We start from the raw sequence: 23065 nt of genomic DNA on the forward strand, positions 1-23065 counted from the left end.
GGCCCTGGCCCTGTGCCCGGCCGGTTCAGATCGCGGCTTTCTTCAGCCGACGCCGCTCCCGCTCGGAAAGCCCGCCCCAGATTCCGAATCTCTCGTCGTTGGCGAGGGCGTACTCAAGGCATTCGGAGCGGACTTCGCAGGCGAGGCAGACCTTCTTGGCCTCGCGGGTGGAACCGCCCTTTTCGGGGAAGAAGGACTCGGGATCGGTCTGGGCGCACAAGGCGCGCTCCTGCCAGCCGAGTTCCTCGTCCGCGTCCTCGACCAGCAGTTGTTGGAACAGCTCGGTCATGTGCGCCCCTCGTCTGTCTATTGCGTCCCCGTGGGTGTGGCCGCTGTCGAGTTCGGCCGAACGACACGAGTGAAATTACAAGTGCGTGGTCTGGGTGGGTCAAGCCGAGTTCTGCTATTGCCCCCGGTATTCACTCTGCGGAACCAAGCGTATGCGGAAAGTGTGCAAATCACCAAAAATCTGACACATGCCACTGGCCTGCCCGCATCGGCCTCCTCTCCGCAAGCTCGACATCCTCGACAAGCCCGCCCATCTCAACAAGGGAGACGTCGTGAACTCCACCCTTGTTGCGCAACCGAACAGGGAAGCGACCCGGATCACATTTCCGGATCACGCTCCCGGCCGGGAGGAGCGAAGGCGTTTGCGCGCACGGTCGCTGCCCCATGTGTCCCGGACCGTCGATACGCAAACCTCCCTTCCGCCCGAGCGACCGAATGAGGTGAAGAATTACCGCCAAACCGGTCATTGAGTTGACATCCGGGACTGGATTCGGAACCTTGGTCTCCATGCCAGCCAACGCCTCGCAGACCGCGACCCACGTCCGTGGATTCCGCAGCGCTGTCCAGGCTCGCTGTTGCTGTTCCAGCTGTTGACGGCCCACTGCCTCCAGCCGATCGAACCCAGCCGGTTGAACCCAGCCGGTCGAACCGAGTCCTTTCCGTGCGTGTACGACACCCGGCGTGCCCGACGCCCGGGCGCGTCCCCGTACCCCTCGCACTTTCCTGATCCCGAGGAACCACCGCCCCATGAACAGCGACAGCGACCTCCAGATCGCCGGCGACCTTCTTGAGGTCCCGCATCTCCTCCAGCCCGCCCGGGAGCACCCGGTGACCGTGGCGGAATTCGCGGGCCTCGCCCGCACTCTCGCCGCCGACCGGGACCAGTGGGCGCCGCTGGTCCGCTACGACGCCCTCAGCCGCTGGTACCACCGGCTGCGCACCGGCCCCGGTTACGAGGTCTGGCTGCTCTCCTGGGTGCCGGGGCAGAGCACCGACCCGCACGACCACGGCGGGTCGTCGGGCGTACTGACCGTGCTCGAAGGACGGCTGACGGAGCGTTCGCGGCACGGCGACCGCGTCCTGGCGCCCGGTGCGCAGCGGGTCCTGGCCCCCGGTCACGCCCACGAGGTCGTCAATGACGCGCTGGAGCCCGCGGTGAGCCTGCACATCTACTACCCGGGGCTGACGGAGATGCCGACACGTCCGGCGGCGGCCGTCCGGGCCTCGGCCCCGGACCTCGCCGCGGCCGACGGGAACGCCGTACCCGCCTGACGGAACGGGCGCCGGCCGCCCGCCGCCCCGCGACCACCGCCGGGCGGCGGACTGCCTTCGGCTGACACACTGTTGCCATGCGCATTGTGGTTCTGGCCGGCGGTATCGGCGGCGCCCGTTTCCTGCGCGGCCTCAAACAGGCCGCGCCTGACGCGGACGTCACGGTGATCGGCAACACCGGTGACGACATCCATCTGTTCGGGCTGAAGGTGTGTCCCGACCTCGACACGGTGATGTACACCCTGGGGGGTGGCATCAATGAGGAGCAGGGCTGGGGACGTACGGACGAGACGTTCCAGGTCAAGAGCGAACTCGCGGCCTACGGCGTGGGGCCCGAGTGGTTCGGCCTCGGCGACCGCGACTTCGCCACCCATATCGTCCGTACGCAGATGCTGGGCGCCGGCTACGCGCTGAGCGCCGTCACCGAGGCGCTCTGCGCCCGCTGGAACCCCGGCGTACGGCTGCTGCCGATGTCCGACGACCGCGTCGAGACGCATGTCGCCGTCGACGTGGACGGCGAGCGCAAGGCCGTGCACTTCCAGGAGTACTGGGTACGGATGCGGGCGTCCGTGGAGGCCCAGGCGATCGTCCCGGTCGGCGCCGAGCAGGCCAAGCCGGCGCCCGGCGTGCTGGAGGCCATCGCCGCCGCCGACGTCATCCTCTTCCCGCCGTCCAACCCGGTGGTCAGCATCGGTACGATCCTGGCCGTCCCCGGCATCCGCGAGGCCATCGCCGAGGCGGGCGTCCCGGTCGTCGGGCTCTCCCCCATCGTCGGGGACGCGCCCGTGCGCGGGATGGCCGACAAGGTGCTCGCCGCGATCGGTGTCGAGGCGACGGCGTCGGCGGTCGCGCTGCACTACGGCTCGGGGCTGCTCGACGGCTGGCTGGTCGACACCGTGGACGCCGCCGCCGTGCCCGGCATCGAGAGCGCGGGCATCCGCAGCCGCGCGGTCCCGCTGATGATGACGGACGTGACCGCGACGGCCGCGATGGCCCGCGAGGCGCTGGCGCTGGCCGAGGAGGTACGGGCATGACACCGCCCTCGTACCGGGTCCGCGCCCTGCCGGGGCTGCCGGAGGTCCGCCCGGGGGACGACCTCACCAAACTCATCGCGAGCGCCGGTCCCGCACTGGTGGACGGGGACATCCTGCTGGTCACCTCGAAGATCGTCTCCAAGGCGGAGGGCAGGATCGTCGAGGCGACCGACCGCGAGGCCGCCATCGACGCGGAGAGCGTGCGGGTGGTCGCGCGGCGCGGGACCCTGCGCATCGTGGAGAACCGGCAGGGCCTGGTGATGGCCGCGGCGGGGGTCGACGCCTCCAACACCGCGCCCGGCACGATCCTGTTGCTGCCCGAGGACCCGGACGCGTCGGCGCGGGCGATCAGGGACGGCCTGCGGGACACGCTCGGGGTGGAGGTCGGTGTGATCGTCACCGACACCTTCGGCCGGCCCTGGCGCAGCGGGCTGACCGATGTCGCGATCGGCGCTGCGGGCGTACGGGTCCTGGACGATCTGCGCGGCGGCACGGACGCGCAGGGCAATCCGCTGTCCGCCACGGTCGTGGCGCTCGCGGACGAGCTGGCCGCCGCCGGTGACCTGGTGAAGGGCAAGGCCGGGAATCTGCCGGTGGCGGTGGTGAGCGGGCTGGGCCATCTCGTCGCGCCGGGCGACCCAGCCGCCGAGCCGGGCGCCCGCGCGCTGGTGCGGGTCGCGGCCGACGACATGTTCCGGCTCGGCACCTCCGAGGCCGTAAGGGAAGCGGTGACCCAGCGGCGCACGGTCCGCGACTTCACCGACGATCCGGTCGACCCGGGCGCCGTCCGCCGGGCGGTCGCGGCGGCGGTCACGGCGCCGGCCCCGCACCACACGACACCCTGGCGCTTCGTCCTGCTTGAGTCGGAGGCGTCCCGCACCCGGCTGCTGGACGCGATGCGCGACGCCTGGATCGCCGATCTGCGCCGCGACGGCAAGTCCGAGGAGTCGATCGCCAAGCGCGTCCGGCGCGGCGACGTCCTGCGCAAGGCGCCCTATCTCGTGGTGCCGTGTCTGGTGATGGACGGCTCGCACACCTACGGCGACGCCCGGCGCGACACCGCGGAGCGCGAGATGTTCGTCGTCGCCGCGGGTGCCGGCGTGCAGAACCTGCTGGTGGCGCTGGCCGGGGAGCGGCTGGGCTCCGCGTGGGTCTCGTCCACCATGTTCTGCCGCGAGGTCGTACGGGAAGCGCTGGAGCTGCCGGAGCACTGGGACCCGATGGGCGCGGTCGCGGTGGGGCGGGCGGCGGCGCCGCCGAAGGAGCGTCCGGCACGGTCGCCGGAGAGCTTCATCGAGGTGCGCTGAGGGCGGACGGGGGCCCGTTCAGGCGGCCGGCTCACAGGCGCGCGATGTTCCTGATCTCCATCCGGGGCGCGCGCCGGGCCGGGAGACGACCGCTGAGCAGGATCAGCCGGACGGCGCGGTGGCGCTGGCCCTCGTACGGCGCGAGGAGTTCCAGCATCGCCGCGTCGTCCGCGTCCCGGTCGTCCGCGAGGGCGTGCCCGACGATGCCGGGCAGATGGAAATCGCCGACGGTGACGGCGTCGGGGGCGCCGTTGGTCCGCTGGACCACCTCGGCGGAGGTCCACGGCCCGATGCCGGGGATCAGCTCCAGCCGGGCGGCGGCCTGCTCAGGCGCCATCGTCGCGGCCTCCTCCATCCGGCGCGCGACGCGCACGGCGCGCAGGATCGTGGCCGAGCGCTTGGAGTCGACGCCCGCCCGGTGCCACTCCCAGGACGGGATCAGGGCCCAGGTCCTGGCGTCGGGCATCACGTACAGCCCCTCGCCGGCCGGGCCCGGCGCGGGCTCGCCATGCGCGCGCACCAGCAGCCGCCAGGCGCGGTACGCCTCGATCGTGGTGACCTTCTGCTCCAGGACGGACGGAATCAGCGACTCCAGGACCAGTCCGGTCCGGCACAGCCGCAGCCCCGGCCGGCGTCTGCGTGCTTCCGCGACGACGCGGTGGCGCGGGGTGAAGGCGTCCGGGTCGTCCGCGGCGCCGAGGAGCTCCGGCAGCTGTTCGAGCAGCCACTCGGCCCCCGGGCCCCACGCCTCGGCCGCCACATCCCCGCCGCGCCGCTCGACGAGCAGCGTCCCGGGCCCCTCGGGCGTCCGGCACGCCCGCCGCACCACCCCGCCCGCACCGGCCTGGAACGTCGGGTCACCGGGCCCCCGGCGCAGCGGCCCCAGCACGAGCCCGAGGTCGTAGGGGCCGTCCGGCGGCGTCCAGCGCCGACCGAGCCCCCGGGGCCGCGGCACGCTCGCGGCGTGCGCGGACCCGTCGGGGGCGGAGGAGGGAGTGAATCGGCCGGCCACGGGACCGAGCGTACGGGGTCGCCTTCCGGTGGGGGGCCGTGGCCGGGCCCGGCGGAGCCGGCCCGGGCATGCCTGCCGTTCAGGCGGTGGCGCCGGACGACGGCGCGGGGAGCGGGGTATCGGCGGACCAGAAATCGGACCGCACGTTGGGGCGGGGAATCTCGACGCCCTCGTAGCCGGGGCCGTTGGGCGGGGTACTGGGAGCGTCAACCTCGGACTTCCGTACGCAGGGGGTGTTGACCTCCAGGTACGCCTGCCCCTTGTCGCCAATTGTGAGATTTACCCCGAACCCGTTGGGTGTTGTGGCGAAAATCGCGGGGGAATCTTTGCTCTCGTTAACCGATACGATCTTGTATCCACTATTCTTCCAGAAATTCTCGATCACACCGAGAAAGTTTCCGCGTCGCTGTTCCGAGATCACCGTCATGACCGTTCGACGACGAGTCACATCACAGGTCCCCGTCGTAGTGTCATCATGGGCCCACTGGATATTCGGCTTGACTGCCCCAATTGTCGCGTCCAGAATCTCGTCAGAATACTGCGCCGCGCCCCGCATATCCATGGCCGAATTACTCCCCTTCCTGCCGCCCACCGCCATTCCGCAGCCGGAGAGCAGAATACCTGTCATTACGAGGACCGAAAAACGACGTATCATCCACTTCATCGCCATGCCTCACCCTTGATCCCTTCAGCCTTTCCGGCAACAATCCTAGCGATATTGTCCGCCGAGATCGCATCCCGCTCAGGCGTGAAGTACTGACTGTGCGCGTCAAATCCCCCCAGATCGAAGACAGGGCGAGGCCCATCGTCAACCTGGAAACGTGTGGCCCCGAACGCCTTGCTGGCCGGGTCTTTCCCGAAGTAGAGATCTTCGCTCTGGAAACCGATCCCTTTTGTTACCGGCCCGGGCGGCAAACCAAAATTCGCAGCCAAGGCTCCAACTCCGGCCTCTTGCTTGGTGGGAAGATGCGTCACCGGGTCGTTCTCGGCCGCCCCAACAAACACATGCCCCTCACCCACTCCCAGGTCTTCGGCCTTGCTCACGCCGGTGCCGGGGCTACCGACAAGGATGATGTCATCGACTCCAGGAATCCCGCCGTCCCGCTGTGACGCCGTACCCACGGTCAAAGAACCGTACGAGTGACCGATCGCCGTAAAATGTGAGTCCTTGTGCTCATTCGTGGCCGCCAACCCGCTCATGAAAGAATTGTAGAGCGGGGCACCTTTCTTGGCACTGCCCTCCGATGCGACATCCGCGCTCAACGGGGCATCATAACCCAGCCAAATAATTGCAGCACTGGACTCATCGTATTTTTTGGCACCCTTGGCGGTGTCCAAGGCCCGTTTCATCGTCCCGTTAACGAATTCCTCGTCCAGCCTGTTCGACAGTCCCGGCACATACGCCGACACATTCCGCGAGGTGTCCGGGTTTCCGTAGGAAACGATCGCCCTGCCGTTTCCCTCGGTACCGATGCCCAGCAGGTACATAGGCGGCCTGGTCGACTCGCTCAACTTCTGTTCGATGCCGCGCAATGCGGCCAGCTTGGTTTCGGCCCCGCTGCCGCCCTGGTGTTCCAGCTCGTCGATCAGCAGCGGGAGATAATTACGGTTGGCCTCGTCCCGCGCCACCGCCGGAATTCCGTCAAGGTAGCCGACCAGGTCGGGCGCGACCTCGATGTATTCGCGTTGCTGTTCTTCCGACAGGGCGTCCCACCATGCCTTGCGGTCGGCAGGGGACTTGTTTTCGGGGATTCCCTGTTCCAGGTAGCGGCGGGCCGTGTCGCGGACCGCCGCCGTGTCGCGGGCCACGTCGGCGAAGGTCGCTGTGGTGATGTCGAGGCCCTTTGGCCGCCTTGAGTCGGCGCAGCGCGCGAGCGTAGCGGGCGTCGATTTCGTTGGCGGAACCGACAGCCCGGGCCACACGGTCCGCGATGGCCCGGGCCTTCGCGGCGTTCGGGTTGGGGATGCCGAGGGGGCCAGGGGTAGCGGGGGAGGGATTCGGATCCAGGGGAAGACGCGTGGTGCCGTGGACCGAACTGCCCGGGTGGTCCTGCGCACCGAGCAGGCCCTCGGTCGTGGCTGCCGGATAACTGACCGAGCCGTCCGGCCGGACGGTGAAGCCCAGGTCTGCGGCGTCCTCAAGGGCTCGCGTCAACTGCCGCTTCGGGGTGGCGAGTTCCGCGGTCAGGCCGTTGAGCGTGGTGCTGATCAGGCCGGCCTCGGCATGGATGTACTGGAAGTTACGGCTCAGGCGCTCAAGTCGTCCGAGCGCGGCTCGCGACGACTCGCTCTCCTGTGTCTCGCGCAGCTTCGCCGACATCGCGCTGTCCGTGGCGTCGCGGTCGGAACCGGCCCTGCTCGACACCTCGCTCCAGCCGTCCCCCGCGTCCTCGACCTCGGAGAGGTTCAGATCCCGCAGTCGCTGCCAGGTCAGCGCCGCCCCGGTCAACGGGTTGTCCCGCTCTTGGCTTCCATCGGCACCTGCACGCGGCGTACCGCCTTCTGCGCGTCCGAGTCGGCCTCGCCCAGCTCCTTCGCCACGGTACGCAGCGCGCCTTCGAGGTAGTCGCACTCACCGCGTACCGACGTCAGCCGCTCCTCCCAGGACTCCCGTACCGCCACGAGTGCCGCCACCGCGGACAGTCCTTTCCCCGCGGACGCGACGGACTCGTGCGCTTGGCCGAGGCGGACGCGGCTCTTGTCGCTGCTGGTGCTCAGCTTCCCCGCCGTACCGGAGGCGCTGGTCCAGGGCCCGTCGCTGTGCTTCAAGGTGTCCGCGGCGGGGGAACCGCTCGCCGAGGACAGCGACATCCGTGTCCCCGGGCTCCCGGCCGGAGACAACCCTGACAGGGCGAAAATCTCCTCCCACCCCTGCGAACGCGACACGGCATTCCCCTCCCCCACTCCACCGACTCGCCCCGTTCGGCTCGCCTCCCAGCGAAGGTAGCTCACCGCACGGGGCCCGATGCAAGCTGTCATCCATACTGGTCAGCACTCTGATCGGCCGGCCGTAACAGCCATGCCGACAGCGCGCAAGAGTCCGCTTGCTCAGCTCACCCACGACGCCCGGCTCAACTGCCCGCGCTGTACGGACCGGGCCGCACGCGACATCGATCGCGCGGGCCCGGCGCGTACCCCGCAGGGGGGGCACCCGGCGACAACCCGCAGGTACGCGCCGGGTCCCCCCGCGACCCGCTACGCGTCCGAGGAGAAGCGCACCGCCCCCGCCCCCAGCACCGCGTCGCACCACACCCGGACGCCCTCGCGCAGTTCGTTGTCGGGGCCCACCGTCGCGCCGTCGCCGACGACCGCGCCCGTCAGCACCGTACGGGCGCCGATCCGCGCGCCCGCGCCGATCAGCGAGTCGGTGATCACCGCGCCCGGCCCCACCACCGCGCCGTCCAGGACGGCGCTGCCGGCGACCCGGGCGCCCGCGCCGATGACGGCGCAGGCGCCGACCACCGTGCCCGCGGTGAGCTTGGCGTCGTCGGCGACCGAGGCGGTCGGCAGGATCAGCCGGTCGCCGCAGCGGCCGGGGACCGCCGGGGACGGGGCGCGGCCGAGGACGAGATCGGCGGAGCCGCGCACGAAGGCGGCCGGGGTGCCGAGGTCCAGCCAGTAAGTGGAGTCGACCATGCCCTGGAGATGGGCGCCGTCCGCCAGCAGTCCGGGGAACGTCTCGCGCTCCACGGAGACCGGACGGTCCCCGGGTATGGAGTCGATGACCGAGCGCCGGAACACGTACGCCCCGGCGTTGATCTGGTCCGTGACGATCTCCTCGGGTGTCTGCGGCTTCTCCAGGAACGCCGTGACTCGTCCGTCCGCGTCGGTGGGGACGAGACCGAACGCGCGCGGGTCGGGGACGCGGGTCAGATGGAGCGAGACGTCCGCCCCCGACGCGCTGTGCGTCGCGACGAGCGCCCGTATGTCGAGGCCCGTCAGAATGTCGCCGTTGAAGACCAGCACGGGGTCGTCGGGCCCGGAGCGCAGCCGCGACGCGACGTTTCTGATGGCGCCGCCCGTGCCGAGCGGATCGCGCTCGGTCACGTACTCCAGGCTCAGCCCGAGGGCCGAGCCGTCCCCGAAGTACGGCTCGAAGACCTCGGCGAGGTACGACGTCGCGAGCACGATGTGCTCGACGCCCGCCGCGCGCGCACGCGCCAGTTGGTGCGTGAGGAACGGGACACCGGCCGCCGGGACCATGGGCTTGGGCGTGCGCGCGGTCAGGGGCCTGAGGCGGGTGCCCTTGCCTCCGACCAGGAGGATCGCTTCTGTCAACGTGTGGTCTCCGCTTCTCGGGTGGTCTCGGGGCCGCGTTCTCGTACGTACATGGATACATGCGCACGTACCCGGAACCGACCGGCACTCCCCGGCCCGGTCAGCGGCGCCCGGTCAACGGCCCTGGTAGCGGGCCGCCTTGGTACGGACGGTGCCGAGCTTTTTGTAGAGACGGCTCCCCGGGCAGTCGGTGGCGAATCCGTCCCGGTGCCCCGAGATGGTGTTCATCCTGACCCGCTTTCCCTTGGCGTACTTGCCGCTTCCCCCGGAGGTCAGTGTGACCTTGCCCTTCGGATTGACACCGCGCAGCCCGAGCTTCCACGCGGTGAGCCGGGCGACGGCGGTGGTGGCGGCCGTCGACGGGTTCGTACGGCTGTATGTTCCGAGGACGGCGATGCCCACGGTGTTCGTGTTGAAACCGAGCGTATGGGCGCCCAGTACGGGCTTCGCCACGCCCCCGGCGCGCCCTTCGTAGATGTTTCCGCACTTGTCGATGGCGAAGTTGTAGCCGAAGTCGCGCCAGCCGCTGCTCTTGACGTGGTAGCGGTAGATACCGCGCAGGACGGAGGGTGCCTGCTTGCAGGTGTAGTTGTTGCCGGTGGCGCTGTGGTGGACGAAGGCGGCCTTCACCGTGCCGGTGTAGCGGAACCGCCTCTCCCGCAGCGACTCGTTCGCGCCCCAGCCCCTGCGGGTGACGATGCGCGGGCGGGGTGCGGTCTTCTTCTTGGCGGCGGCCGTGGTGACCCGGGCCGCGGACGCCGACTTGGTGAGGGCCGGGATCTCGCGGGCGCCGAGGGCGGCGAGGCCCTCGTCGGCGGACGAACTCTCCGATTCCGCGGCCGACATGGGGGCGAGGGCGGCGCGCTGGTACGCGGCGAGGGGGCCGGGCGCGTCCGCGTCCGTGGTGCCGCCCTGCTCGTCCTCGCCGGTGCCGCTCTCCTCAGTGCCGCCTCCTTCGAAGCCGCCCTGCTCGTCGAAGCCGCCCTGCTCGTCGGTGCCGCCCTGCTCGTCGATGCCGCCCTGCTCCTCGGTGCCGCTCTCCTCAGTGCTGTCCTCCCCGGTGCTGCCCTTGCCGCCGGTGGCCGCTTCACCGGCGTCCGTCTCGCCGGCGTCCGTCTCGCCTGCGTCCGTACGGTCCGCGTCCGTGGTCTCCTCGCCCGGCGGCTCCTCCCCCGGGTCGATCAGCTCCAGCCGCAGCCCCTGCGGAAGCGGTGCCGGGGCGGTGCCGTCCTCGTCGTCCTCCCGCGTGGCCCGTGCGCGCAGCTCCACGCCGTCCGAGCCGCCGACCCAGAGCGGGGCGGTGGAGCCGTGCACGGTTCCCGAGTCGTGCTCCTCCGTGCCGGGGTCGGCGCCGTGTTCCTGGTTGTGCGTCTCCAGGTCCTGCCAGTCGGACCAGTCGTGGGTGGCGGTGGCGCGGGTACGGACCTGGACGGTGCCGTGGAACTCGGCGTCGGCGTCGTCCCAGACGACACCGAGCAGCGAGAAGGGCCGGACCTGGCGGCGGGTCACGCCCTGCTCGGAGGTGGTGCCGTGCGAGCGGCGCGAGCCGATGGCGGTGAGCGGGACGGACTCGGTGGAGCCGGGCACGGCCGTCGCGATGTCCGGCTCCGTGGTGGAGTGCGCCGCCACGGGTGGCGCGGCGAGCGCGTCCGACGGCTGCGACACGGGGAGGACCAGGGCGGCGGTGCACGCGACGCCGATCGAGGTTGCAAGGTAGGCACGCATGAGCCGATCCTGCGGGCACCGACGCCGCCGCGCCCGCCGGGAAAACTGACGGCGCGTCGGCCAACCGATGTACGGCGTCACCGGTACGGCGGCGGCCCCCACAGGCCCCCCGCGTACCCTGTGCCGCGTGAACGCCAGCGACCGTACCCCCGCCGACCTGCTGCGATCCGCCCTCACCGCGGACCCGGCCCGCCCCTTGATCACTTTCTACGACGATGCCACCGGTGAACGCGTGGAATTGTCCGTGGCCACCTTCGCCAATTGGGTGTCCAAGACCGCCAATCTGCTCCAGGACGAGCTGTCCGCCGAGCCGGGCGACCGGCTCGCGCTGCTGCTGCCCGCGCACTGGCAGAGCGCGGTGTGGCTGCTGGCCTGTTCGTCGGTGGGGGTGTGCGTGGAGATCGGTGGCGATCCGGCGGCGGCCGATCTCGTGGTCAGCGGACCGGACTCGCTGGACGCGGGGCTCGCCTGCGGCGGTGAGCGGGTGGCGCTGGCGCTGCGTCCGCTGGGCGGCCGTTTTCCGCGGCCTCCGGAGGGGTTCGTGGACTACGCGGTCGAGGTGCCCTCGCAGGGCGACCGCTTCGCGCCGTACGCCCCGGTGGACCCGGACGCGCCCGCGCTGGTCGTCGGGGGTACGGAGCTGACGGGGGCCCAACTGGTCGCGCGGGCACGCGCGGACGCCTCGGAGCGCGGTCTCGGCGCCGGTACGCGGCTGCTGTCGGGGTTGTCGTACGACAGCTGGGAGGGGCTCTCGGCCGGGCTGTTCGCGCCGCTCGCTGCGGGCGGCTCCGTGGTGCTGTGCCGGCACCTCGGGACGCTTCCGGCACCCGCCCTGGAGCAGCGCGTGACGAGTGAACGGGTCACCCACCGCGCCGTTTGACAGGGCGCTGACAGGAAACCTGTCTCTGCGAGAACGTCCGAAAACCGCCCGTCCCGCACACAACGGACCGGGGTAGCGCAGCCGTAACCAAAACGAAGCACCTGATCGGCAATATGTGCGATCTCCAGCACAACCAACGGCCGTCGCCGCCCGTCTACGACATCACCCGGCGGCCCAGCGCGCCGCCGACGCCTTGAAGGATGGACGAAGACGTGACCGACAGTGCTGGCACGCCGCCCGAGCCGGACGAGAACGCCGGGAGCGAGTCCCGGACCAGATCCGAGAGCGACGCGGCAGCCGAGGACAGAGGCGTCACGGTCCCCCTTGACGACAGACCGCGGGACGGCGACGAGTACCGCGCGGTCCTCACGGCGCTCGCCTCCGCCCTGGCGTCGGCCGCGGCGGGCGCGCCTCCCGCCGCGGCCGCGCCCGCCGGCGCCGCGGCGGGCGCGGCTTCCGCGCCCGCCTCCGCCCTCCCGACGCCGCGCAAGCCCCGCAAGCGCCGCTGGCTGCGCTGGGTGGCCGTCGGCGCCTCGGTCACCGTGCTGGCCGTGACCGCCACCGGCTGGTGGTTCTACCAGCGGCTCGACTCCAACATCAAGACCGATACCAGCACCGCCGCCGAACTTCAGACGTATGAGAAGGAACGGCCGAAGCCCGTCGTCCTGGACGCGGAGAACATACTTCTCGTCGGCTCGGACAGCCGGGCCGGCGAGGGCAACAGCAAGTACGGCCGCGACGACGGCGGTTCACAGCGCTCCGACACGACGATCCTGCTGCACCTGGCGGCCGACCGGAAAAGCGCGACCGCCGTCTCCTTCCCGCGCGACCTGATGGTGGACATACCGAGCTGCCGCCGGGCGGACGGCACCCGAGCCGCCGCGCAGTTCGCGCAGTTCAACTGGGCCTTCGAGGCGGGCGGCGCGGCCTGCACGATCCGTACCGTGGAGAAGCTCACCGGCATCCGCGTCGACCATCACATGGTGGTCGACTTCCAGGGCTTCAAGGACATGGTGGACGCGGTCGACGGCGTCGAGGTCTGCCTCAAGGAGGCGGTGGACGACAAGGAGGCGAAGCTCAAGCTCTCCGCCGGTACGCACATCCTGGACGGCGAGCAGGCGCTCGGCTACGTACGGGCGCGGCACGCCCTCGGGGACGGCAGCGACACCCAACGCATGGGCAGACAGCAGCGGTTCCTCGGCGCCCTCTTCAAGAAGGTGCAGAGCAATGGCGTGCTGCTCGATCCGACGCGGCTCTATCCGGTGCTGTCGGCGGCGACGAAGGCCATCACCACCGACCCGGGGCTCGGCTCGCTCAGCGACCTCTACGAGCTGACGCGTTCGATGCGGAGCGTACCGACCGACAAGGTGCAGTTCCTCACCGTTCCCCGGCAGCCGTACGTCCAGAACCTGAACCGGGACGAACTGGTGCAGCCGGCCGCGAACACCCTCTTCGGACAATTGCGTGAGGACGCTCCCGTCACCGTCGTCCCGCCGAGCGCGGAAGACGCCGAAGAGGCCGCCGATTCACCGGCGGACGAGACGGGCGGGGACACCGTTTTCCAGGGAACGAATGCCGCGGCGGGCGTATGCGAGTAAAGCAATACCCAAAGAGACAGTGACAGTCCACGGAGATTGGGCGGAATGCCCGCTTGTAAGGGACGTGGAATGTGTCACGGGCGTCGCTCGACGCCGAACTGGACGGATAGTGTGGCGCGATCCGGTGCATCCGGCCGTCAGGTCGCGCACCAGCTGGAGCGAAACCGGGCGCCTTCGGGGGAAGGCGACTCGCGTGGCACCGACGGAGGATTCAAACAACCGTGGATGCACATAGCCGTGGACAGGCGGACGATATCGACCCCGCCGACCAGTGGGTGCTCAACCCGGACACGGGTAACTACGAGCTGCGACTGGACCACTCCACAGGGCAGTCACCGGCGCCACGCTCCACCACCGGCAGCAGAACCGACGCCGGACCCGGCGCCGGGCCCGAGCCGTCGGCCACGGCCGGTGACACCGCGCCGCCGCGCGCCGACGTCCCCGGGCAGCGCAGCCGCCGGGCGGGGAAGGGTCCCGGCCGCAACCAGCCGGAGCCGCCCGCCGCCGCGGCCGGCCGCCGTAAACGCAAGGCCGTCAAGGGCAAGAACAAGTCGGGCAAGAAGAAGGCCATGCTGTGGACCGGTGGCGCGCTCGCCTTCGTCCTGGTGGCCGGTTCCGTCGGCGGTTACCTCTACTACGAGCACCTCAACAGCAACATCGCCACCATCGATGTCGCGGGCGCGGGCAGCGGCGGCTTCAAGAAGGGCGAGCCGGTCAACATCCTGCTGATCGGCACGGACAAGCGGACCGGCGCGGGCAACGAGGGGTACGGCGACGCGGGCAGCATGGGCCACGCCGACACCAACCTGCTGTTCCACGTGTCCAAGGACCGTACGAACGCGACGGTGCTCTCCATCCCGCGCGACCTGATCACCGACATCCCCGACTGCGAGACCAAGACGGAGGACGGCACCAAGGTCATCCCCGGTGCCACGCGGCAGCGCTTCAACATCAGTCTGGGCCAGGACGACCGGGACCCCGGCTGCACCATGCGGACGGTCACGGAGCTCACCGGTCTTGAGGTCGACCACTTCATGATGGCCGACTTCAACGCGGTCAAGACGCTGTCCACCGCGGTCGGGGGCGTCGAGGTGTGCGTGGACAAGGACGTCGACGACAAGAAGTCGCGGCTGAAGCTCAGCAAGGGCACGCACAGAATCTCCGGCGAGGACGCCCTCGCCTTCGTCCGTACCCGGCACGCGTTCGGCAACGAGAGCGACCTCAGCCGGATCCAGACGCAGCAGCAGTTCCTCGGTTCGATGATCCGCGAGATGAAGTCGGGCGACACGCTCACCAGCCCCAGCAAGCTGTTCAAGCTGGCGGAGGCGGCGACGAAGGCGCTGACGGTGGACACCGGCATCGGCAGCATCAGCAAGCTCAGCGACCTCGCCAAGGAACTCTCCAAGGTTCCGGCGAAGAACATCACCTTCACGACGCTGCCGGTGCTCGACAACCCGGCGGAGAGGGTCAAGGTGACGGTGGTCCTCAACGAGGCCGAGGCCAAGCCGCTGTTCTCGATGATGCAGAACGACGTCTCCCTCACCGAGGTGAAGAAGAAGGAGTCGGCGAAGGACGCCGCCGCCAAGAAGAAGCAGCAGGCGCTCCTCAAGGGCGCCAAGGCCGCGCCCGCCGATGTGCGCGTCGACGTGTTCAACGGCGGCGGCCCGCAGGGCTCCGCTCAGGAGACCCTGAACTGGCTCCAGAACACCGAGGGCGTGCTGAAGTCCTCCAACAAGGGCAACGCCCCGGCCGATGTGTCCAAGACGACGCTGGAGTACGCGCCGAACCAGGCCGACCAGGCGCGCGCGCTGGCGGAGATGCTGGGGCTGCCGGCCGCCGGGATGAAGCCGGGCACCGAGGACGCCGAGGGGCTTGAGGCGATGACGCTGACCCTGGGCAAGGACTTCAAGGGCGCCGGGGTGCCCATCACCGGGGCGGCGAAGGTGTCGTCCAACGTGCAGAAAGTGGAAGCGGACAAGCAGGTCTGCGCCAAGTGACACCGCGGAACCGGCTCGTACGGACTGCGTGAACGGGGAGTTCGGATGAGCAAGAGCGGTGGCGGTGTGCGCCCGGAGGGCGCGCGGGAGCGTGTCCCGCAGGCGCGGGAGCTGGGCTGGGACGACAGCCTGTACGAAGGGGCCGGGCCGGCGCCGAAGGACGCGGGCGGCGGGCCGGGGTCCGGTGCCGGCGGCGGGCCGGGGTCGGGACCGGGCGGCACGCCTCCGGCCGGAGCGGGCGACAGCGGCACCGCGCGCCCCGTACGCGCCGGGCGCGGCCCGTGGCGCGTGCTGCGCTGGGTCGCCGGCGGGGTGTCGGTGCTGATACTCGGGACGGCCGGCGCCGGTTACTGGTATTACGAGCACCTCAACGGCAACATCCGCTCCGGCGCACGCTCCGGCGGCGCGGCGGACCCGGCGAAGGCGCGGGCGAACGCGGCGGGCCAGACCCCGCTGAACATCCTGCTCCTGGGCTCCGACAGCCGCAGCAAGCCGGAGAACGTCAAACTCGGCGGCAGCAGGGACACCGCGGGCGATCCGCCGCTCGCCGACGTACAGATGCTGGTCCACATATCCGCCGACCGGAAGAACGCCTCGGTCGTGTCCATACCCCGGGACACCCGCGTCGACATACCGAAGTGCGAGGACGCGGCGACCGGCAAGAGCTATCCGCAGGTCAACACGATCATCAACGAGACGCTGGGGCGCGGCGGCGCGGGCTGCACCCTCGCCACCTGGCAGAAGCTGACCGGTCTCTACATCGACCACTGGATGACGATCGACTTCGCGGGCGTCGTGAAGATGGCCGACGCGATCGGCGGGGTCGACGTCTGCGTCAAGGACAACGTGTGGGACCGGCCCCTGCCCGGCGTTCCCGGCGGCTCGGGGCTGAAGCTCACCAAGGGCACCCACCAGGTCAAGGGCGAGCAGGCGCTCCAGTGGCTGCGCACCAGGCACGCCTTCTCCAGCGACCTCGGCCGCGCCAAGGCGCAGCACATGTATCTGAACTCGATGATCCGCCATCTCACCTCGCAGAACGTCTTCACCGACACGCCCCGGCTGACCGGTCTCGCGGAGGCCGCCACCAAGTCGCTGGAGGTGTCGAAGGAGATCGGCACGGTCAAGGAACTCTTCGATCTGGCCATGCAGCTCAAGAGCGTGCCGACCGACCGCGTCACGATGACCACCATGCCGACGGTGACCGATCCGCAGGACCGGAACCACCTGGTCGTGGCACAGGCCGACGCCGACCGGATGTGGTCGATGCTCCGTGACGACGTGGCCTTCGACGCCAACGGCGACAAGGCCGACGCGAAGGCGGTGGCCGACGCGGGGAAGAAGGCCGCCGACCAGGACGCCAGGACGCCGTCCCTGACGCCCGCCGACACGGGTGTGGCCGTACGCAACGGCACCGGCGGCGGTGCGCAGACCCCGGTACGGGGCCGCGCGGCGGCCGTGGCGGCGCTGCTCAGCGGCGAGGGCTACCCCCTGGCCAGGGCGGACGCCCGGCTCACCCCGCAGGAGAAGACGACGGTCGGCTTCCCCAGCGCGGAGCTGGAGGGCGACGCGCAGGCGGTCGCCAAGGCTCTGGGTATTCCGCTGACTTCGGTGAAGAAGAGCACGGACGTGTCGGGGGTCACGGTGACGGTCGGCGCGGACTGGCGCACCGGCTCGGCCTTCCCGAAGGCGGCGGAGCCCGAGGCGGGCTCCGTCCCGGACACGGCGGACGCCCTCAACGGCTCGGAGAAGGGCGCGTGCATGGACGTGTACAAGCCGTACCGCTTCTGACCCCGCGCCGTACGCACGGAAGCAGGTGTGCCGCCCGATGCGTGCCATCGGGCGGCACTGCTGTGCTGGGTCGTTCTCCCCCTACGGGTGTTCTCCCGGTGCGGGCTACACCTCGACGGGCTGCGCCCCGGCGGCCGGGCGGCGGCTCGCGATGACCTTCTTCGCCAGCGAACGCGGGCTGGTCAGGAAGCCGAACCCCCACGACATGTGCATGGTCGCCAGCGCCACCGGGATCTGGAGGCGCGCCTTCAGCGGCAGCCCCTTGCCCGCCGGGAGCGAGCCGGCGACGATCGCGGCGAGATAGCCGGCCGGGACGACCAGGCCCCATGGGGTGACCGCCGCACCGACGACCACGCCTGCCGCGATGGCGCAGACGGCGGCCGGCGGGGCGAGGTAGCGGAGGTTGATCGAGCCGGCGTGGTAGCGGGCGACGACATGGCGCCAGCGGCCGTAGTCCTTGTACTGCTTGGCGAGCGCCTTCACCGAGGGGCGCGGGCGGTATTGCACGCGCAGTTCGGGCGAGAACCAGATGGAGCCGCCCGACTCGCGGATGCGGAAGTTCAGCTCCCAGTCCTGGGCGCGGATGAACTCCTCGTTGTAGCCGTCCTGTTGTTCGAGCGCCTCGCGCCGGAAGACACCGAGGTACACCGTCTCGGCCGGGCCGGCCTCGCCGCCGGTGTGGAACGCCGCGTTGCCGACACCGATCTTCGAGGTCATCGCGGCGGCCACCGCGTGCTCCCAGTCGTTCTCGCCCTCGGCGTGCATGACGCCGCCGACGTTCTGCGCGCCGGTCTCGGCCAGCAGCCGGACGGCGGTCGCGATGTAGTTCGGCGAGAGCATGCCGTGGCCGTCGACCCGTACGACGACGGGGTGCCGGGACGCCTTGATCGCGGCGTTCAGCGCGGCCGGGGTGCGGCCGGTCGGGTTCGGGACGGTGTGGACCCGGGCCCGCGCGTCGGACGCGGTCTCCCGTACCAGCTCCGCCGCGATCTCGTCCGTACGGTCCGTGGAGGGCCCGAGCGCGATCACCACCTCCATCTCGCCGTCGTACTCCTGCTCCAGGATGTGCCGGACGGAGTTCCTCAGATGGCGTTCCTCGTTGAGCACCGGCATGATCACGGAGACCGCGGGCGGCAGGGCAGGCATGTGGGTCCTTCTGGGTCCTTCGGGAGGCTGAGAGCACGTCGGGCGATCTTCGACCGGCTCTGAGGTACGGCCCGCCACGTTACCGCGAACGGGGGACAGCCACGCGCGCCGCCCGGTTGCGGCCCGGTGGCGCTGATCGTATGGGCCTACCGTGCGCGGAATCCGTTCACGGTTTCCCTGGCCCCGGCCTGCCGGCCCTGTCACCGCGGAGGTGCTCCCCGTGTCCACGCCGCCCCGCACCACCCGCCGCCCCGCGCCACCAGGACGCCGGCCCGGCCGCCGGAGACCGCGGTGGGCCATGCGCACGGCGACGACGCTCTCCGTCCTGGTCCTGGGCGCGGGCGGGATCGGCCACGCGGTGATGACCAGCCTCGACACCGGCATCGGCCGCGTCGACCCGTTCAAGGACATGAAGAACCGGCCGCACGCCGGCCGGGGGCTGAATCTGCTGCTGGTCGGCACCGACGGCCGCGACAGGATCACCGAGGAGGAGCGGCAGAAGTACCGGCTCGGTGGCGCGCCCTGCCACTGCACCGACACGGTCATGCTGGTGCACCTCTCGGAGGACGGGCGGCGCGCCAGCGTCGTCAGCCTGCCGCGCGACAGCTACACGGAGCTGCCCGAGCACACCGACGCCACCACCGGCAAGCGCCACGCGCCGCACCCGGTGAAGCTGAACGCGGCGTACGCGGAGGGCGGGCCGCAGCTGACGGTCGGCACCGTCGAGCGGATGACCGGCGTGAAGATCAGCCACTATCTGGAGGTCGACTTCACCGCCTTCATGAAGACGGTGGACGCGGTGGGCGGCGTGGACATCTGCACGCCCCGGCCGCTGAAGGACTCGTACACCGGTCTCGACCTGACAGCCGGCACGCACCGGATGAACGGCGGGGAGGCGCTTCAGTACGTACGGTCCCGGCACATCGACAGCGCGGCCGACCTCGGGCGGATGCAGCGCCAGCAGCGCTTCCTGGCCGCCCTGATCCACCGGGCCACCAGCAGCGGGGTGCTGCTGAACCCGGTGCGGTTCAAGGAGGTCACCTCGACCATGCTCGACTCGGTACGGGCCGACGCCGGGTTCGGCGCGCGGCAGTTGCTCGACCTCAACGAGGCGATGCGCGGCTTCACGCCGGCCTCGTCGGAGTTCACCTCCGTACCGCTGGCGGGGGACGGTTCGGGGGTGACGGTCAAGGGCATCGGCTCGACGGTGAAGTGGGATCCGGTGAAGTCGAAGCAGCTGTTCCGGGCGGTGCGCGACGACAAGCCGCTGACCCCGCCGAGGGACGAGCCCGCGCACCCGCCGAAGTCCGACGGGCCCGGTGTGTCCGCTGAGTCCGACGGGTCCGGGGGGTCCGACGGGTCCGGTGGGAAGGGCGAGCCGGCCAAGCTGGTCGAGGTGAGGCCGCAGGAGATCCGGGTGCAGGTCTACAACGGGACGGCCACGGACGGCCTGGGCAAGCGGGTGGACGACGCGCTGCGCGCCACCGGCTTCCACACCACCCGCGCCCCGCTCACTTCGGACGGCCCCGACACCCGGCGCACGGTCATCATGTACGACCCGCGCTGGGACCGCTCGGCGAAGTCCCTGGCGGCGGCGCTGCCGGGCAGCGAGCTGCGGGCGGTGAAGCAGCAGGGCGCGACGCTGAAGGTGATGGCGGGCACGGACTACAAGGCGGTCACGCCGGTACGGGCGGAGGAGCCGCCGAAGGGCGAGTTCGGGGCGACGACGGGCGACCAGGCGGTGTGCGCGTAACGGGCGCGTGTCGGGGTGCGCTCAGCGGGTGCGCGTCGGGGGCGCTCAGCGGGGCCGGTCCGTTCGCTCAGCGCTCGTCGCCCCCGGCGTCGGCGTCGGCGCCCGCGTCCGGATCGCGCCGGCGCTCGTCGATCCCCGCAGCGGCCCGCCCGGCCCGCAGCTCCTTGATCGCGCGGCGCCGCGCGAGCCGGTGCGTGCGGCGGATCTGCGCCTCCTGGTTGCGCCGCTTGTCCTGCTCGGTCTCCGGGATCACCGGCGGTACGGGCCGGGGCCTGCCCTCCTCGTCCACGGCGGCGAAGACGAGATAAGCGCTGCCGACCTGGGTGGCGGGGGCGGATTCGTTCCAGCGCTCGGCCAGGACACGTACGCCGATCTCCATGGACGACCGGCCGACCCAGTTGACCTGGGCCTTCACATGGACGAGGTCCCCCACCCTGACGGGCACCAGGAAGACCATCTCGTCCATGGAGGCCGTGACGGCGGGCCCGCCGGAGTGCCGGCCGGCGACAGCGCCCGCCGCGTCGTCCACCAGCTTCATGATCACGCCGCCGTGCACCGTACCGAGCAGGTTGGTGTCGCCGCCGGTCATGATGTGGCTGAGCGTGGTCCGTGAGGCGGACGTGGGCTTGCCCGGAATCGGGTGCTCCGGGCGTTGGGCCTGGTCTGTCATGCCCTCCACCCTATGCGCGGGTCCGGTGGCTTCCGCCTTCGCCTCCGCGCGGTCCGCTTTGCATCAGCTTCGCAACAGCCCCGATCCGATTTCCCACCTCCCTGTATGGAGCACAGCCCCGCCCGGCAGACTGTTCACATGAATGATTGGCCCGATGGACGTAACGGCGAGCAGGGCAACGGGTACGGGCGCGGCAGCGGGGGCGCACGGCCCGAGGGCGCGCGTTCCATGCCGCACGTACAGCGTCGTGGGGTTCCCCCGCAGTCCCCGGGGTACGGCCGGGGCGCCGGCCCGGGCCGGGACAACGGGTACGGCGACGGGCACGCCGACGCGTACGACAACGGCTACAACACGGGCCAGGTCTACGGTGCCCCGTCCGGCGGGCCCGGCGGCGGCGGTTACGGCGGCGTTCCCCCGCAGCGGGGCGGCGGCGCCTCCGGCCCCCGGCAGGCGCCCGACTGGGGGCGCCGTATCAAGGTCGGCGCGCTGGTGCTGGTCGTGGTCCTCCTCGGTGGCTCCATCGGCACGTACTTCTGGGCCGACTCCAAGCTGCGGCGCGAGGTCGACCTGTCCGTCGTGATCGACCGCCCCGACGGGGGCAAGGGCACGAACTATCTGATCGTCGGTACGGACAGCCGGGACGGCATGTCCGACGAGGAGAAGAAGAAGCTCCACACGGGCTCGGCCGAGGGCAGCAGGACCGACTCGATGATGATCCTGCACACGGGGTCCAACGGGCCGACGCTGATCTCGCTGCCGCGCGACACCGATGTGCAGATCCCCTCCTTCAAGGGCTCGGAGTCCGGCAAGGTCTTTCCCGCGCAGGCCGCGCACAAGAAGCTCAACGCGGCTTTCGCCGAGGACGGCGCGCCGCTGCTGGTGCGCACCGTCGAGGCCAAGACCGGGCTGCGGATCGACCATTACGTGGAGATCGGCTTCGCCGGGTTCGCCAATGTCGTGGACGCGATCGGCGGGGTGGACCTGGAGATCCCCAAGGCGTTCAAGGACAAGAAGTCGGGCGCGGACTTCCAGGCGGGCGAGCAGACCCTCAACGGCGAGCAGGCGCTGGCCTTCGTACGGACGCGGTACGCCTTCGCGGGCAGCGACCTGGACCGTACGAAGAACCAGCAGAAGTTCCTCTCGGCCCTGGCCTCCCAGACGGCCACCCCGAGCACGATCATCAACCCGTTCCGGTTCTACCCGGCTGCGGGCGCGGGGCTGGACACGCTGGTCGTGGACAAGGACATGTCCCTGTGGTCGCTGGGCAGTATGTTCTTCGCGATGAAGGGCGTGACGAGCGGCGACGGCACGTCCATGAACATGCCGATCGCGGGCCAGAGCGGCGGGAACCTGCTGTGGGACGAGGCGAAGGTCAAGCAGCTCGTCAGCCAGCTCAACAACGACGAGAAGGTCACGGTCACCGGCAACTGATGACGCCTCCTGTACCGCCCCCCGCCCCGAGCGGCACCTCCGGCGCCCCGTCCGCCGCGGCCGACGCCGCTTCCGCCTGCGGCACCGCGGTGGACCACGGCCTCATCGAGGCGGCCACCACGACGGCCCGTACCCACGCCCGGGGCGACAACCACACGGTCGCCGCGGCGGGCCGCGCCGCCGACGGCCGCATCGTCACGGCGATGAACGCCTACCACTTCACGGGCGGCCCCTGCGCCGAACTCGTCCTGGTGGGCGCGGCGGCGGCGCAGGGCGTGTACGACCTGACGACGATCGTGGCCGTGGGCGACGGCAACCGCGGCCTGATGCCCCCGTGCGGCCGCTGCCGCCAGTTCCTCTTCGACTACTTCCCGGAGATCCACGTCATCGTGGGCACCGACGACCATCCCCGCACGCTCACGATCGCGGAGCTGCTGCCGGAGGCGTACGTCTGGGCGGACCACCAGGACTGAGCGGTACGGGGCGCCACGGCCACCGGGGCGCCCCGTACCGTCCGGCATCCGGCGTGGTCCGGCTGCGGTTCCGGCTGGACCGTCCGCCGGTCAGCCGTCCAGCCGTTCAGCCGTGCGAGCTTCTGCCGCTGATCGGGGTGCGCGAGGTACGGCGTGGTCACGCAGGTGCCTGCTCCGCGCGGTCGCCGGAGCGTCGTCCCTGCCGTCTGGGAGGGGCCTGAGTCCGCGACGTACAAGGTGATGGCGACGCCACACGGTCCGCTGTTCCGTGGGTACCGGCGGATGTTCGAGGCGATCATCGAAACAGCGGAACGCACCGTCCGAGTAGGACGATCAGCATGATCGAGGCGGAAATACACAGACGCCGGCCAAGCTCGCCGTGCCTGACCCAGCCATGGCGATGCGCCCCCCGT

At 70.8% G+C, this 23065-nt stretch carries 18 protein-coding genes and 1 pseudogene; 10 read left to right on the forward strand and 9 right to left on the reverse strand.

The annotated features are described in order from the left end of the window. Positions 1 to 25: 25 nt before the first annotated feature. Positions 26 to 289: a WhiB family transcriptional regulator gene (locus tag ACFY6S_RS28865; RefSeq protein WP_014046372.1), complete on the reverse strand. Its 264-nt coding sequence runs from the start codon at positions 287 to 289 to the stop codon at positions 26 to 28. Positions 290 to 1035: 746 nt separating this feature from the next. Between ACFY6S_RS28865 and ACFY6S_RS28870 the strand changes: the two genes are divergently transcribed. From ACFY6S_RS28870 to ACFY6S_RS28880, 3 genes are all read left to right on the forward strand, one after another. Next, positions 1036 to 1560, forward strand: coding sequence for a cysteine dioxygenase (locus ACFY6S_RS28870; RefSeq protein ID WP_388827818.1), 525 nt, complete (start codon positions 1036 to 1038; stop codon positions 1558 to 1560). Positions 1561 to 1637: 77 nt separating this feature from the next. Then, complete coding sequence (cofD, locus tag ACFY6S_RS28875; protein ID WP_388827821.1) at positions 1638 to 2594, forward strand: 2-phospho-L-lactate transferase; 957 nt, start codon at positions 1638 to 1640, stop codon at positions 2592 to 2594. Next, entirely contained in the window at positions 2591 to 3901 is a 1311-nt protein-coding gene (locus ACFY6S_RS28880; protein ID WP_388827824.1) for a coenzyme F420-0:L-glutamate ligase, read from the forward strand. Before cofD ends, ACFY6S_RS28880 begins: the two co-directional genes overlap by 4 nt. Before the next feature lie 31 nt (positions 3902 to 3932). Here the strand turns inward: ACFY6S_RS28880 and ACFY6S_RS28885 are convergent, their stop codons facing one another. From ACFY6S_RS28885 to ACFY6S_RS28910, 6 genes and pseudogenes are all read right to left on the reverse strand, one after another. Further along, positions 3933 to 4913 (reverse strand): DNA-3-methyladenine glycosylase family protein, encoded by a 981-nt coding sequence (locus tag ACFY6S_RS28885; protein WP_388827827.1) that lies wholly within the window; start codon positions 4911 to 4913, stop codon positions 3933 to 3935. Between the two features lie 79 nt (positions 4914 to 4992). Beyond that, the gene (locus tag ACFY6S_RS28890; RefSeq protein ID WP_388827830.1) at positions 4993 to 5583 is read right to left on the reverse strand and encodes a hypothetical protein; all 591 of its coding nucleotides are present in this window, start codon (positions 5581 to 5583) and stop codon (positions 4993 to 4995) included. Further along, positions 5574 to 7362, reverse strand: a pseudogene (locus tag ACFY6S_RS28895) (alpha/beta hydrolase). Before ACFY6S_RS28895 ends, ACFY6S_RS28890 begins: the two are co-directional and overlap by 10 nt. Continuing rightward, a complete protein-coding gene (locus ACFY6S_RS28900; RefSeq protein ID WP_388827833.1) occupies positions 7359 to 7724 on the reverse strand; it encodes a hypothetical protein in 366 nt (121 codons plus the stop codon). The pseudogene ACFY6S_RS28895 and the gene ACFY6S_RS28900 overlap by 4 nt, the downstream one beginning before the upstream one ends. Before the next feature lie 384 nt (positions 7725 to 8108). Continuing rightward, on the reverse strand, positions 8109 to 9191 hold the full coding sequence (locus tag ACFY6S_RS28905) for a sugar phosphate nucleotidyltransferase (RefSeq protein ID WP_388827836.1): 1083 nt from the start codon (positions 9189 to 9191) through the stop codon (positions 8109 to 8111). Positions 9192 to 9305: 114 nt separating this feature from the next. Then, positions 9306 to 10916: an N-acetylmuramoyl-L-alanine amidase gene (locus ACFY6S_RS28910; protein WP_388827839.1), complete on the reverse strand. Its 1611-nt coding sequence runs from the start codon at positions 10914 to 10916 to the stop codon at positions 9306 to 9308. Positions 10917 to 11043: 127 nt separating this feature from the next. Here ACFY6S_RS28910 and ACFY6S_RS28915 point away from each other — a divergent pair, with 127 nt between their 5' ends. The 4 genes from ACFY6S_RS28915 (at position 11044) to ACFY6S_RS28930 (ending at position 17179) form a co-directional block, all read left to right on the forward strand. Continuing rightward, on the forward strand, positions 11044 to 11796 hold the full coding sequence (locus ACFY6S_RS28915; protein WP_388827842.1) for a TIGR03089 family protein: 753 nt from the start codon (positions 11044 to 11046) through the stop codon (positions 11794 to 11796). Between the two features lie 212 nt (positions 11797 to 12008). Then, positions 12009 to 13394, forward strand: coding sequence for an LCP family protein (locus ACFY6S_RS28920; RefSeq protein WP_388827845.1), 1386 nt, complete (start codon positions 12009 to 12011; stop codon positions 13392 to 13394). A 221-nt stretch (positions 13395 to 13615) separates the two neighbouring features. Continuing rightward, positions 13616 to 15391 (forward strand): LCP family protein, encoded by a 1776-nt coding sequence (locus ACFY6S_RS28925; RefSeq protein WP_388827848.1) that lies wholly within the window; start codon positions 13616 to 13618, stop codon positions 15389 to 15391. A gap of 45 nt (positions 15392 to 15436) precedes the next feature. After that, the gene (locus ACFY6S_RS28930) at positions 15437 to 17179 is read left to right on the forward strand and encodes an LCP family protein (RefSeq protein ID WP_388827851.1); all 1743 of its coding nucleotides are present in this window, start codon (positions 15437 to 15439) and stop codon (positions 17177 to 17179) included. Between the two features lie 105 nt (positions 17180 to 17284). On the opposite strand, the gene ACFY6S_RS28935 is transcribed toward ACFY6S_RS28930, so the two are convergent. Continuing rightward, entirely contained in the window at positions 17285 to 18325 is a 1041-nt protein-coding gene (locus tag ACFY6S_RS28935) for a glycosyltransferase family 2 protein (RefSeq protein WP_388827854.1), read from the reverse strand. 298 nt (positions 18326 to 18623) lie between these two features. Here ACFY6S_RS28935 and ACFY6S_RS28940 point away from each other — a divergent pair, with 298 nt between their 5' ends. Further along, a complete protein-coding gene (locus ACFY6S_RS28940; RefSeq protein ID WP_388827857.1) occupies positions 18624 to 20078 on the forward strand; it encodes an LCP family protein in 1455 nt (484 codons plus the stop codon). Between the two features lie 67 nt (positions 20079 to 20145). Here ACFY6S_RS28940 and ACFY6S_RS28945 read toward each other — a convergent pair whose 3' ends face one another. Next, on the reverse strand, positions 20146 to 20748 hold the full coding sequence (locus ACFY6S_RS28945; protein WP_388827860.1) for an acyl-CoA thioesterase: 603 nt from the start codon (positions 20746 to 20748) through the stop codon (positions 20146 to 20148). 138 nt (positions 20749 to 20886) lie between these two features. Here ACFY6S_RS28945 and ACFY6S_RS28950 point away from each other — a divergent pair, with 138 nt between their 5' ends. Both ACFY6S_RS28950 and ACFY6S_RS28955 read left to right on the forward strand, forming a co-directional pair. Continuing rightward, positions 20887 to 22179 carry an LCP family protein gene (locus tag ACFY6S_RS28950; RefSeq protein ID WP_388827863.1) on the forward strand — a complete coding sequence of 431 codons (1293 nt, stop codon included), beginning with the start codon at positions 20887 to 20889 and terminating at the stop codon, positions 22177 to 22179. Beyond that, positions 22179 to 22652, forward strand: a complete 474-nt coding sequence (locus ACFY6S_RS28955; RefSeq protein ID WP_388827866.1) for a cytidine deaminase family protein — start codon at positions 22179 to 22181, stop codon at positions 22650 to 22652. Before ACFY6S_RS28950 ends, ACFY6S_RS28955 begins: the two co-directional genes overlap by 1 nt. The last annotated feature ends 413 nt before the right edge of the window (positions 22653 to 23065 follow it).

Origin of the sequence: Streptomyces sp. NPDC012835, assembly GCF_042900885.1 — a bacterium.
Taxonomy (GTDB): domain Bacteria; phylum Actinomycetota; class Actinomycetes; order Streptomycetales; family Streptomycetaceae; genus Streptomyces.